The organism is Williamsia sp. DF01-3 (assembly GCF_023051145.1).
Classification (GTDB): Bacteria; Actinomycetota; Actinomycetes; order Mycobacteriales; family Mycobacteriaceae; genus Williamsia.
On the sequence record NZ_JALKFS010000005.1, the window covers coordinates 2,772,087 to 2,785,212 of the forward strand.

Sequence of the window (13,126 nt, forward strand, 5' to 3'; positions counted from 1 at the left end):
AGTGCCTTCACACGTAGATCGCTTCGGCCAGTGCCGCGAGCACCCGCCCGGTGTCGGGGCCGAAGGTGAGGATCTCGGCCTGGTCCATCTGCACCACACGCCGATTGCGCCCCGCGTCGGTCTGGGCCAGGCCCGGCAACTGCAGCACCTTGTCGATTCCGCCGACCGATTCCGCTCCCTGTGTCATCACCAGGATGACCGCGGGATCGGCGTTGATCATCGCCTCCGCGTCGACGGTGGTGAACGAGGAGGTCAACCCGGCCGCGGTTCCGGCATCGACACCTCCGATTGCCTCGATCATATCGTCGGCACCCGAGCCAGGTCCTGCCAGGAGCTTGAACCTCTCGCCACGCAGGTACAGAAACGCCATCTTCGACCCATACGCCTGCTCGGGCACCGATGCTCGTGCCGCCTCGATCTCCGCGTCGGTGCGGGCGGCGAGGGCGCGGCCCTGATCGGGCACGCCCAGCGCTCCGGCGACCGCAGTGATGAGCGGACCGGTCGAGGCGATGGTGCGGTCCTTGCCGAACACCACGACCGTGATCCCCGCAGCGCGCAGTTGATCGATGTTCCCCGGCGGATTCACCGACTCGTCGATGAGCACCACGCTGGGATCGGCGGCCAACACCGCTTCGATGTTGACCGAGTGCCCGCTGTCGGTGATCAGAGGAAGCTGCGCCGCTTCGGGGATGACGGTGGACCGGTCACGTGCGACCACTCGTTCGCCCAGCCCGAGGGAGAACACGATGTTCGCCAGGGTGCCCGAGCGATCGATCGCGATGATGCGGCTCGCGTCGGCGACCGTCACCCGTCCGCCGCCCACCGAATCCACGGTCACCGGCAAGACCGGGACGGCATTGTCTGCAATCGGCTGGACGTCCGGGCCCTCGAGCGCGGCGGTCTGCGGACCGGACCGCAAGATGTCGTCCTGCGCGGTCGAACTGTTCGCCGAGTCGGTGATCGGCGCGGTGGAACAAGCTCCCATCAGCACGCCGACGATCATGATCAGCGCGGCGACCGGCGCAGTTCTTCTACCGGAAGACCGGTTGTTGACCATCGTCGCACTCCATCCCAGCACAGTGTGAGCCTTACCTTACTTAGGGCGATACGGCTGTGATCGTGCGGGGGACAGCCGCGGGCTAGGCTGGATACATGCCTGTTCGTGCTGCCCTGACCCCCGGCGAGATCTCGCCCACCCTGTCCGTGCCGTCGTTCATCCCGCGCCCCGAGTACGTGTGGAAGTCGACGGTGAACGAAGGCCAGGAGCCGTGGGTTCAGACACCCGAGACCATCGAGAAGATGCGGGTCGCGAGCAAGATCGCGGCCAACGCTCTGGCCGAGGCGGGTAAGGCGGTGGCCCCCGGGGTCACAACGGATGAGCTGGACCGGATCGCCCACGCGTACATGATCGACCACGGCGCGTACCCTTCGACGCTGGGCTACAAGGGTTTTCCCAAGTCGTGCTGCACCTCGCTCAACGAGGTGATCTGTCACGGGATCCCGGACTCGACCGTCATCGAGGACGGTGACATCGTCAACATCGACGTCACGGCCTACATCGACGGGGTGCACGGCGACACCAATGCCACCTTCCTCGCCGGCGACGTCGCTCCAGATGTGGTCGATCTCGTCGACCGCACCCGCGAGGCGACGAACAGGGCGATCAAGGCAGTGCGTCCGGGCCGGGAACTGAACGTGATCGGGCGGGTCATCGAATCGTACGCAAATCGCTTCGGCTACAACGTGGTCCGCGACTTCACCGGCCACGGGATCGGGGAGACGTTCCACAACGGTCTGGTGATCCTGCATTACGACCAGCCCAACGTCGAGACGCTGATCGAACCGGGCATGGTGTTCACCATCGAGCCGATGATCAATCTCGGCACCCTCGAATACGAGATCTGGGACGACGGCTGGACCGTCGCCACGGCAGACCGCAAATGGACCGCGCAGTTCGAGCACACCCTGGTGGTCACCGACACCGGGGCGGAGATCTTGACCCTGCCGGACGCCTGACCGGTGGCGCACCCGGACCTTCGTCGATGAAAGGCGCCCTGCTGGTCGCGGGCACCAGTTCCGACGCCGGTAAGAGTCTGATCGTCGCCGGGCTGTGTCGTGCGCTTCATCGTTCGGGTGTGTCGGTGGCGCCGTTCAAGGCGCAGAACATGTCGAACAACTCGGTCGTCACGCTCGACGGGGGTGAGATCGGGCGAGCACAGGCAATGCAGGCCGCGGCCTGCGGGCTGGCGCCGTCGGTGCGTTTCAATCCGGTTCTGCTCAAGCCCGGTAGCGACCGGCGCTCGCAGGTTGTGGTCCGTGGACAGGCAGACGGGTTCGTCGGTGCGGTGGACTACCACAGTCGCAGAGCTGCTCTGGCCGGCGTCGTGGGGGACGAATTGCGTTCACTGCGCGACGATTTCGATGTCGTGATCTGTGAGGGTGCGGGGTCGCCCGCCGAAATCAATCTCCGTGCGTCCGACATCGCCAATATGGGTCTCGCCGAGATGGGCGATTTGCCGGTGATCGTGGTCGGCGACATCGATCGCGGTGGTGTGCTGGCTCATCTGCTCGGAACGCTGGCGTCGCTCGGGGCGGCCGACCAGGCGCGCATCGCAGGGTTTGTGGTCAACAAGTTCCGCGGCGACCGATCGATATTGGAGCCGGGTCTCGAGCAACTCCACGCCCTCACGGGGCGGCCGACCATCGGCGTGATCCCCTTCGCGGAGGGTTTGTGGCTCGACGCCGAGGACTCGCTTGCCAGCGTGGTCGGGCACCCCGTGGGGCGATCTGCTCCGGCTGTGGGCACGGACCGGTTGTCGGTGGCGGCGATACGCCTGCCCCGGATATCCAACTCCACCGACGTCGAGGCGCTGGCGTGCGAGCCGGGAGTCGACGTGCGGTGGGTGGACGACCCGGCGAGCGTTGCCGTGGCCGATCTTGTGGTGATCCCCGGAAGCAAGGCAACGGTGTCTGATCTGAAGTGGTTGCGTGCCAGGGGAATCGACTCGGTGTTGATCGCCCGCGCCAGAACCGGACGGCCCGTCCTGGGGATCTGCGGTGGCTATCAGATGCTGGGCAGATCGATCACCGACGACGTGGAAGGTCACGCGGGAGAAGTCGCCGGCCTGGGGATCCTCGCCCTCGACGTTGTCTTCGGCGAGCACAAGGTGCTCCGGCAGGTGAAGGGCACGGCATGGGGAAATCCGGTGACCGGGTATGAGATACACCACGGACGGGTGGTCGCCTCCGGAGATGACGCACTGCTGATCGATGCGGAGGCGGGCGGCGAGGGAAGTGTGCGTGGAGCTGTTGTGGGAACCCACTGGCACGGGCTGCTGGCATCGGACGATTTCCGTCGTGACTATCTCCGCCGAGTGGCCGACCACGTCGGACGTTCCGGGTTCGTGGCAGGGGAGGTGTCGTTCGAAGAGGCGAGGATGTCGCAGCTCGATCTGATCGCCGACCTGGTGGAAGCCGAACTCGACATGGAGTTCATTGCCGACGTGGTCACCAACGGGCCGAAGCCGGGGTTGCCGACGCTCACGGCCACGCTGAGTTGACCCGATCGTCGTACCCGGACACGTAGGCTGACCGGGTGAGTATCGAACACCGCACCCTCACCGTGGGCGACCTGCAGTTCGACGTCAGGATCGGTGGGCCGGACAAGGCGCCGTCAGTGCTGTTGCTGCACGGATTTCCCACCACCGGAGCCTGTTTCGACGGCGTCGTCGGACGGCTGCACGATTCGGGCCTGCGCACCATCGTCCCGGATCAGCGCGGCTACAGTCCCGGAGCCCGGCCCGACGACGTCGCAGCCTACGAACTGCGGCACCTGGCCGCCGATGCCATCGGCATCCTCGACGCTCTGGGCATCGGGTACACGATGGTGGTGGGGCACGACTTCGGGTCGCTCGTGGCGTGGCATCTGGCCGGACACCATCCGGATCGGGTGACCGGACTCGTCGCGGTCAGCGTGGGTCACCCATCGGCGATCTCGACGTCGCTGGCCGCGAGCGATCAGCGCGAGCGGTCGTCGTACATCCTCGACTTCGTCAAGCCCGACGCAGAGGACACCATGCTCGCCGACGGCGCGAGGATGCTGCGAGAGCTGGTTCCCGACGACAGCGTGCTGCCCCTGACCGAGCGTCCGGCACTGACAGCGGCGCTGAACTGGTACCGCGCGAACTTCACCGGCGACATCAAGGCGCACCTGTCGTGCCCGCCGATCGAAGCCCCCACGACGATGCTCTGGGGCGACCAGGATTTCGCGCTGGGGCGCGAGCAAGCAGAGGGGAGTGGACGATACGTCTACTCCGACTACCGATTCGCTGCCCTAGAGGGCGTCGATCACTGGGTGCCGCAGAATGCGGCGGCCGCGCTCGCGAGCGAGGTCGCGTTGCGTTCAGCCGTATGGTGATCTTCCCCGTCCGGTGACGCGGCTCAGGTCCGGTCTCCTCAGACCTCGAGGCCGAGGAGCGCGTTCTCGAGGACTTCCGGCATGGCGGGGTGGATCCAGTACTGACCGCGGGCCATGTTCTTGACGTCCAGACCGAACGACATGGCCTGGATGACGGGTTGGATGACCGACGGCGCCTGCGGGCCGATGATGTGTGCGCCCAGGATGCGCCCGGTGCCTTTCTCGGCGATCACCTTGCACAGACCGGTGAGGTCCTCCATCGCCCAGCCGTACGCCACATCGCCGTAGTTCTGCACCTTGACGGTGATGTCGAGGCCGGTCTGCACTGCCTCGTCCTCGGTCAATCCGACCGACGCGATCTGCGGGTGGGTGAACACTGCAGCCGGTACGAACCGGTGGTCGAAGGATTCGAGTTCGGTGCCGTCCCAATCGCGCAGGAGGTTGGCCTGCACCACCCGACCTTCGTGATTGGCCACGTGCTTGAGCTGGTACTTCGAGGTGACGTCGCCCACTGCCCACACGTTCCGGGCTGCGGTGCGCCCGTAGGCGTCTCGGCAGACGCGGCCCTCGGAGTCGATGTCGACGCCGATCGTGTCCAGCGCCAGCCTGTCGCCGTTGGGGATCCGGCCGACAGCGACCAAGAGGGCATCTCCGGTGATGACGGTGTCGTCGGCGAGCTGCACCCGGACGTCGCCGGAATCCTCCTGCTCGACACTGTGGATCGCGGACTCGAAGTGCACATCCCATGCGGCCGACGCGATTTCGGTGAACCTGCGGGAGATGTCGGCGTCCTGCGCTCGCAGGAGAGCGTTGCTGCGGGCGATGATCGACACCTTCGAACCCAATGCGCCGAACACGTGGGCGAACTCGGCCGCGATGTAGCCGCTGCCGATGATGATCAGATGCCTGGGGAGCTCGGGTAGACGCATCACGTCTTCGTTGGTGTGGAAGTTGATGCCGCTCGCGGCGACCACGTCCGGGATGGCCGGCCTCGATCCGGCGGCCAGCACCACCTTGGTGGCGACGACCTGGTCTCCGGCAGCGGTACGCAGCCGATACCGGCCGTCGTCGGTGACCCCGTCGAACTCCACATGACTGGTGTAAACGGTGATGTTGGTGCAGTCCTCGACGCGGTAGCGTTTACCGCCCGCCGAGATCGGATCGATCCGCCCGAAGACGCGGTCGACGATGCCCGGCCAGTCGACCTTCTCCACCGAGCCCGTGACGCCGAGACGTTCGCCCTCCCGAATGGTCTGGGCGATCTCCGCGGCGTACACGAACATCTTCGTGGGGATGCAGCCGACATTCAGGCAGGTTCCGCCGTAGATGCCCTCCTCGAACATGGCGATCTCCTGATCGGCGAACCTCTCGTCGGGGATCGAGTTGCCGGTTCCCGAACCGATGATCGCCAGGTCCACCTCGTGCACGTGTGGATGGCCGCTGGTCGTTGTCGATTCAGCCATGGATGACACCTCGTATCCGGTCGTTGTTGCTCGAAAGCCAGTGGTCGAGTTCGGAGTAGGCGGTGTCGCGCACCCCGGTGCGCGACAGGAAGACGTCGTGGCGTGCTCCTTCGACGGGGACGACGCTCACCCGGCCACCGAGGCAACCCGACCACTTGGCGATCTGACGCACGTCGAGGACTCCGTCTGCCGAGTCGATGTCTGCGACACTGCCGTTGGCCCCGGGCCCGCTGAGGGTCGTCTCGGTCGAGTGCAGCACCAGCGAGGGAACGCCGATGTCGAGTCCGTGGTGCAATCTGGCCTGTCCCTGGCGTACTGCGCTGAGGAAGCCGAACGTGACCGGATAACCCTGTAGGGGTTTGTAATTGAGGTCGTACTCCCACTCGCCGTGCACGCTGTGGTGCAGACTCTCGCCGTAGGCGCCGGAGATGTTACGGGGTATGGCGGCCAAGGGGCGTACCCGGGCGACGCCGTTGATCAGCGCGGTCCCGGCCGTGCGCAGGATCGGAGCGCCTTGCAGGTCGAACCAGGGCGAGTTCAACACCAGCCCGCGTGGGCGGGCCGAAACCAGGGGATCAAGCTCCCGCGGCCTGTCGAGTGCTCGCAGCCGATCAAGCCACAGCGCGGTGATCAGGCCGCCGGTGGAGTGCGCGGCCACCAGGAGCGGAGCCCCGTCGGTGCCGGCGTTGATCTCCGCGACGGCGAGGTCGAGCTCGAAGTCGTAGGCGGCCAGGTCGGTGATGTGATGAGGGGTCTGCCCCGGTCGCTGCGAACGTCCGCACTTGCGCAGATCCAACGCGTAGAAGGCGTACCCGCGCTGAGCGAAGAACTCGGCGAGCGGTCGTTGGAAGAAGTAGTCGGTGAAGCCGTGGACGTACAGCACCGCACCGGTCACTGGACCGGGCGGCTCGTGGCGGACGAGGGTGGCGGTTATCTCACCTTCACCGTCGGGGTCGATGCCGAGGTCGAAGGTCGATGCCGAGAAGTCGGGGCCGAGTACATCGGGCTGCCAGCGGGAAGGGGCCACAATCGTTCACTGTAGATGTGCGCGCGGCCACGGGGAGTGTGCCCGAGGCAACTGCCGACCGCGTTGCAATGACCGCACCCGCATGAGAGACAATGGAACACATCCGAAAGTTCGCCGAATCAGGAAGTTGAGCCGGAGTGTCTGAGTCAGCAAACCCGCGCGACGGCGGAGTCATCACAACCGACATCGTGCTGGTGGGCGCAGGAATCATGAGCGCCACGCTGGGCGCGTTGATCCACCGGCTGCAGCCGGACTGGTCGATCAGTGTGTTCGAGCGCCTCGACGCGGCGGCCGCCGAGAGCAGCGATCCGTGGAACAACGCCGGTACCGGGCACTCCGCGCTCTGTGAATTGAATTACACGCCGCAGACAGCTGACGGCGACGTCGACATCACCAAGGCACTGCACATCAACGAGCAGTTCCAGGTCTCGCGCCAATTCTGGGCGAACTCGGTTGAAGCGGGTGTGCTGCGGCGCCCCGAGGAGTTCATCAACCCGATCCCGCACGTGAGCTTCGTGCACGGTGAATCGAACATCGACTACCTGCGTAAGCGGTACGACAAGCTGGCGGGCGAGACCCTGTTCAAGGGGATGGAGTACATCACCGACCCCGTGGAGTTCACCAAGCGTCTGCCGCTGATGTCGGCAGGTCGCGATTTCGCGGATCCGGTAGCCCTCAACTGGTTCGACGGCGGAACCGACGTCGACTTCGGCGCTCTCACCCAGCAGTTGCTCGGCTACATCGGCCACGCCGGCACGGTGAACTTCGGGCACGCGGTCACCAACCTGAAGAAGCAATCCGACGGCACCTGGATCCTGAAGGTCAAGAACCTCCGGACCAAGGAAACCAGCACGGTCAAAGCAGGTTTCGTCTTCATCGGTGCGGGCGGCGGCGCCCTGCATCTGCTGCAGAAGTCGGGAATCAAGGAAGCCAAGGGATTCGGCGGCTTCCCCGTGAGCGGCGCTTTCTTCCGCTGCACCAACCCCGATCTGATCGACGACCACGGCGCGAAGGTGTACGGCAAGGCAGCTGTCGGTGCGCCACCGATGTCGGTGCCCCACCTCGACACCCGCGTGATCAACGGCAAGGCAGGACTGCTCTTCGGACCGTATGCCGGGTGGTCGCCCAAGTTCCTCAAGGAGGGCAAGATCACCGATCTGCCCGCCTCGATCAAACCAGGCAACCTCCTGCCGATGATGTCGATCGCGCCGAAGGAGTTCGGCTTGCTGAAGTACCTGATCAGCGAGCTCGCCGCCGGACCGGCGGATCGGGTCGAGACGTTGTCCGAGTTCGTGCCGAGGGCGCAGGGCGAAGACTGGGAACTCATCGTCGCCGGCCAGCGAGTGCAGGTCATCCGCAAGCAGGGTCGCGGCGGTGTGCTCGAGTTCGGGACCGCGGTCATCGCGGCCGAGGACGGCAGCATCGCAGGCTTGCTGGGCGCGTCGCCCGGTGCCTCCACCGCCGTCCCGGCGATGCTCGATGTCTTGCAGCGTTGCTTCCCGAAGCACTACGAGGCGTGGCAGCCGCAGCTGTCCGACATGATCCCTTCGCTGGGCCACAAACTGAACGACAACCCCCGTCTCTTCGAGCAGATCTGGGACCACACGTCCAAGGTTCTCGGACTGCAGAACACGGTCGAGACGACGCCGAATGAGCGTGGCGCTCATCTGGCGACACCGAGCACCGTGTGATAGGCACTTGCATATGACCGCCACCGCGAGCCTGCACCGCAGTTGGGCCCAAGACATCGAGATGTCGACCCTCTACAAGATCCTGCAGCTGCGAGTGGAGGTGTTCGTCGTCGAGCAGTCGTGCCCGTATCTCGACCTCGACGGGCGTGACCTCGATCCGGACACGAGGCATCTGTGGCTCGAAGAAGACGGTGAGATCATCAGCACCTTGCGACTGCTCGAAGAGCACGAAGGCGGCAAGTCCTACCGGATCGGCCGCCTGTGCACCGACCGCGCGCACCGAGGTCAGGGCCACACAACCCGGCTGCTGCAGACGGCTCTGGCAGACGTCGGTTCGGATCTCTGCCGCATCCATGCGCAGACCTACCTCATCGACATGTACGCCAAGCACGGATTCGTCGTCGACGGCGAGGAGCATCTGCTCGACGGTGTCCCACATGTGCCGATGGTTCGTGGCGGCGGACATCGCTGACCGTGTGAAGGATCCGCTCTCCCGAGAGGCAGCCTCAGGCGGGGGCCCTGGGCACGACAGCAATGCCGGGCTGGACCTCCCCTTTCCGTTCAGTGCTGTTGTCGGACAAGAACAGCTCAAGCTGGCGCTCATCCTCGCCGCCATCGCGCCGTCGATCGGCGGCGTGCTGATCCGGGGCGAAAAGGGCACGGCCAAGACCACCGTGGTGAGGGCGCTCGGTCCGCTGCTGCCTGCTCGCGACGACACCGGGGCATCGGTGGTGGAATTGCCGATCGGTGCCACCGAGGATCGGGTGGTCGGTTCACTCGACCTGCAGAAAATTCTGTCCGAGGGTGAAAAGGCTTTCACGCCAGGGCTGTTGGCGAACGCCGATGGGGGAGTGCTCTACATCGACGAGGTCAACCTGCTCGCCGACCACCTCGTCGACGTGCTGCTGGACGCAGCGGCGACGGGCCGGGTGGTCATCGAGCGTGACGGCGTCTCGCACACGCAAGCGGCCCGTTTTGTCCTCGTGGGGACGATGAACCCAGAAGAGGGTGAGCTCCGCCCGCAGCTGCTGGATCGATTCGGTCTGGCGGTGGATGTCGCCGCACCGCAGGAGGTCGCGACGCGCGTCCAGGTGATGGAACGCCGACTTGCGTATGAAGACGACCCGGCAGGTTTCGCGGCACAGTTCACCGACCAGGACGCCGAGGTCGCCGCGGCCATCGCGCGGGCACGCTCGGTGCTCGGATCGGTACGGCTGCCGCCGGCCCAACTTCGGCGCATCGCGGCGATCTGCATGGAGCTCCAGGTGGACGGTCTGCGCGGTGATCTCGTGGTCGCCCGTGCGGCCCGGGCGCACGCCGCATGGCGTGGATCCGACCTTGTCGAGGACATCGACGTCCGGCGTGCGGTGGAACTCGCGTTGCCGCACCGACGTCGCCGCGACCCCTTTGATGAGCCCGGTCTCACCGAGGACCAACTCGACGACGCCCTGCAGAAGGCGGACGAGCAGTCACACGAGCCGGACAGTCAGAACTCGGAAGAGCAAGCGCCCGGACCAGAATCCGAGTCACCGCCTCCCGGCGATCCGGCGGGCACCGACCCTGACCCCGACGACCCCGGTCCGGACGGCCCGAAGGGTGGGGGAGCGACGCCGCCGAGTGGCGGATTCTCGCCGACCCGCGCGTCCGGCAAGGTCAAGCCGATCAGTGCTGTGGGTGTTGGCGCCGGGGAGCCGGGTCGACGTTCGCAATCGCTGAGCCTACGGGGGCAGGCAGTTCGAGCGGTCACCGAAGGCGGAAGTGGCGTGCACCTGATCGGCACGGTTCTGGCCGCTGCGGAAGGCCACCTCGAGCGGGGCACCACGCGATTGCAGGTACTACCGCAAGACGTCCGGGGTGCGCTGCGCCGCGGCAAAGAAGGCAACTTGGTGGTCTTTGTCCTCGACCTGTCGGGATCGATGGCGGCACGAAAGCGCCTGGACGCAGTGTCTGGCGCAGTGGTGTCCATGCTGCGCGATTCGTACCAGCGACGTGATCGTGTCGCCGTGGTGACGGTGCGTGGTGACGGCGCAGAGGTCGCGGTTCCACCGACCCGGTCGGTGGACGCCGCGGTACGGAGGCTGACCGGTCTGCGCACGGGCGGACGAACGCCACTGGCCGAAGGCCTGCTCACGGCCCGCGAGGTGATCCGCCGGAACGCATTCAAAGAGCCCCATCGACGCCCACTGGTGGTGGTGCTGACCGATGGCCGGGCGACAGCCGGTGCGGGCGCCTTGCCCAGGGCCGCCGCGGCGGCCGACCGGCTCCGTCGCGACGGGACCACATCCATCGTGATCGACTGTGAACAAGGCATGATCCGTCTCGGGCTTGCGGCAACGCTCGCCCACGGCCTCGGTGGTCAGTGCGTGCAACTCGCCGACCTCACCGCCGGTGGTGTCGCCGGCGTCATCCGCGCGGCTGCTTGAGCACGGATGTGTAGACGCCGAGACACTCACAGACCACCACACCGAGAGAGGAAGAGCTGTGCCACAGGGAGTTCCATCGGTCATCCCCGACGACGGTCTGACCACCCGGGCGCGCCGTAACCTGCCGGTGCTGGCTGTTCACACCGGTGACGGCAAGGGCAAGTCCACGGCAGCATTCGGGATGGCCATGCGTGCCTGGAATGCCGGCCTCGACATCGGCGTGTTCCAGTTCGTCAAGAGTGCCAAGTGGAAAGTCGGCGAAGAGTCCGCACTGACCGCGCTCGGTGAACTCCACGCCCAGACAGGCCAGGGTGGTCCGGTGCAGTGGCACAAGATGGGCGAGGGCTGGTCGTGGATCCGCCACTCGGGCAAGGAATCAGACCACGCCGAGCAGGCTGCTCAGGGGTGGCTCGAGATCCGGCGCCGCATCCTCGAGAGGACCCACGAGTTCTATGTCCTCGACGAGTTCACCTATCCACTCAACTGGGGGTGGGTGGACGTCGACGACGTCATCGAGGTGCTGAGGTCCCGGGAAGGCAAGCAGCACGTGGTGATCACCGGTCGTCGCGCTCCGGCCGCGCTGGTCGACGCCGCCGACCTCGTCACGGAGATGGTCAAGACCCGACACCCGATGGATGCCGGTCGCAAGGGTCAGAAGGGGATCGAATGGTGACGGCTCCACCGGCACTCGTCATCGCCGCTCCGGCATCCGGGAGTGGTAAGACCACTGTCACAACGGGTTTGATCGGAGCTCTGGCCCGGGCCGGGCACCGGGTGGCGCCCTTCAAGGTCGGCCCCGACTACATCGACCCCGGCTACCACGGACTGGCGGCGGGCCGGCCGGGCCGCAATCTCGACCCCGTGCTCGTCGGCGAGGACCGCATCGGTCCGCTGTATCGAGCCGGATCCGCCGGCTGCGACATCGCCGTCGTCGAAGGCGTCATGGGGTTGTTCGACGGCCGCATCACCGAAGACCACATGCCGGCGATCGCGCCCGGATCCACCGCTCAGGTCGCGTCTCTGCTCGGTGCGCCGGTGGTGCTGGTGATCGACGCATCGGGACACAGTCAGAGCCTCGCCGCGATCCTGCACGGGTTCGTCAGCTTCGATCCCGGCATCGACATCCGGGGTGTGATCCTCAACCGGGTGGGTTCCCCCCGTCACGAATTCGTGCTTCGCCAGGCCTGTGCCCGCGCCGGGCTCGAGGTGTTCGGCGCCGTTCCCCGCAACGCGAAGATGGCCGTGCCCTCGCGCCACCTGGGCTTGATACCCGCTGCCGAACGTGGGCCCGAAGCAGTCGCCGCGATCGACGCCATGACCGAACTGATCGGCGGCGCAGTTGATCTGGCCGCCCTGGTCGCCGCCGCCGACATCGGTGCGGGTGCCGTCGGCCCGATGTGGTCGCCGGAACTGGAGGTCGGGGTCGACGAATCTGTGGCGGCCGACAGCAGGCCGGTCATCGCGCTGGCGTCCGGTGCGGCCTTCACATTCGGGTACGCCGAACACTCCGAACTCCTCACCGCCGCCGGCGCCTCGGTGGTGCCGTTCGACCCCCTCACCGACCTGTTACCCGATGGGTGTTCCGGTGTGGTCATCGGTGGCGGATTCCCCGAGGAACATGCCGCCGCGCTTGCCGCCAACCGGCGGCTGCTGACCCAGCTCCGCACAGTCGCACATTCCGGCATTCCCATCCACGCCGAATGCGCGGGACTGCTGTACCTGGCCCAAAGCCTCGATGATCATGTGATGGCCGGAGTGCTCCCGTTGCGCGGAACCTTCGGTAAGACACTGACACTCGGCTACCGGGACGCCGTCGCCCTGACGGATTCGGTGCTGTTCGATGCCGGTTCCCGGATGCGGGGGCACGAGTTCCACCGCACCACGATCACGGCTCTCGACGGCTCCAAGCCGAGCGCCTGGGGGTGGCGGCGCGATGGGGTGGCCCACATCGAGGGTTGGGTACAGGGCAATGTGCACGCGTCGTATCTGCACACTCATCCGGCAGGCCGGCCGGAGGTCGTCGCGCGCCTGGTGCGGGCGGCGAGAACCGCGTTCGACAGCGTTTCGCAGTACTGACGAGCCCGACGCCCTAGGTGCCGACCGTG

At 66.3% G+C, this 13,126-nt stretch carries 11 protein-coding genes; 8 read left to right on the plus strand and 3 right to left on the minus strand.

What is annotated here, in order from left to right:
• Window positions 1-7: 7 nt before the first annotated feature.
• Window positions 8-1,057, minus strand: coding sequence for a hemin ABC transporter substrate-binding protein (locus MVA47_RS15200; RefSeq protein WP_247208533.1), 1,050 nt, complete (start codon window positions 1,055-1,057; stop codon window positions 8-10).
• 95 nt (window positions 1,058-1,152) lie between these two features.
• On the opposite strand from MVA47_RS15200, the gene map reads away from it, so the two are divergent.
• The 3 genes from map to MVA47_RS15215 are packed head-to-tail and all read left to right on the plus strand — an operon-like array spanning window position 1,153 to window position 4,417.
• A complete protein-coding gene (gene map / locus MVA47_RS15205) occupies window positions 1,153-2,016 on the plus strand; it encodes a type I methionyl aminopeptidase (protein ID WP_247208534.1) in 864 nt (287 codons plus the stop codon).
• A 26-nt stretch (window positions 2,017-2,042) separates the two neighbouring features.
• Window positions 2,043-3,560 carry a cobyric acid synthase gene (locus MVA47_RS15210; protein ID WP_247208535.1) on the plus strand — a complete coding sequence of 506 codons (1,518 nt, stop codon included), beginning with the start codon at window positions 2,043-2,045 and terminating at the stop codon, window positions 3,558-3,560.
• 35 nt (window positions 3,561-3,595) lie between these two features.
• Window positions 3,596-4,417 carry an alpha/beta fold hydrolase gene (locus MVA47_RS15215; protein ID WP_247208536.1) on the plus strand — a complete coding sequence of 274 codons (822 nt, stop codon included), beginning with the start codon at window positions 3,596-3,598 and terminating at the stop codon, window positions 4,415-4,417.
• A 38-nt stretch (window positions 4,418-4,455) separates the two neighbouring features.
• Here the strand turns inward: MVA47_RS15215 and mtr are convergent, their stop codons facing one another.
• Complete coding sequence (mtr, locus tag MVA47_RS15220) at window positions 4,456-5,880, minus strand: mycothione reductase (RefSeq protein WP_247208537.1); 1,425 nt, start codon at window positions 5,878-5,880, stop codon at window positions 4,456-4,458.
• Window positions 5,873-6,907 (minus strand): alpha/beta hydrolase, encoded by a 1,035-nt coding sequence (locus MVA47_RS15225; RefSeq protein ID WP_247208538.1) that lies wholly within the window; start codon window positions 6,905-6,907, stop codon window positions 5,873-5,875. Before MVA47_RS15225 ends, mtr begins: the two co-directional genes overlap by 8 nt.
• A 137-nt stretch (window positions 6,908-7,044) precedes the next feature.
• Here MVA47_RS15225 and mqo point away from each other — a divergent pair, with 137 nt between their 5' ends.
• The 5 genes from mqo to MVA47_RS15250 are packed head-to-tail and all read left to right on the plus strand — an operon-like array spanning window position 7,045 to window position 13,097.
• Entirely contained in the window at window positions 7,045-8,598 is a 1,554-nt protein-coding gene (gene mqo, locus MVA47_RS15230) for a malate dehydrogenase (quinone) (RefSeq protein WP_308280555.1), read from the plus strand.
• 13 nt (window positions 8,599-8,611) lie between these two features.
• Complete coding sequence (locus tag MVA47_RS15235) at window positions 8,612-9,070, plus strand: GNAT family N-acetyltransferase (protein WP_023963909.1); 459 nt, start codon at window positions 8,612-8,614, stop codon at window positions 9,068-9,070.
• On the plus strand, window positions 9,036-11,021 hold the full coding sequence (locus tag MVA47_RS15240) for a VWA domain-containing protein (RefSeq protein ID WP_374474400.1): 1,986 nt from the start codon (window positions 9,036-9,038) through the stop codon (window positions 11,019-11,021). The genes MVA47_RS15235 and MVA47_RS15240 overlap by 35 nt, the downstream gene beginning before the upstream one ends.
• A gap of 58 nt (window positions 11,022-11,079) precedes the next feature.
• Complete coding sequence (gene cobO, locus MVA47_RS15245; RefSeq protein WP_031333727.1) at window positions 11,080-11,694, plus strand: cob(I)yrinic acid a,c-diamide adenosyltransferase; 615 nt, start codon at window positions 11,080-11,082, stop codon at window positions 11,692-11,694.
• A complete protein-coding gene (locus MVA47_RS15250; RefSeq protein ID WP_247208539.1) occupies window positions 11,688-13,097 on the plus strand; it encodes a cobyrinate a,c-diamide synthase in 1,410 nt (469 codons plus the stop codon). The genes cobO and MVA47_RS15250 overlap by 7 nt, the downstream gene beginning before the upstream one ends.
• Window positions 13,098-13,126 lie beyond the last annotated feature (29 nt).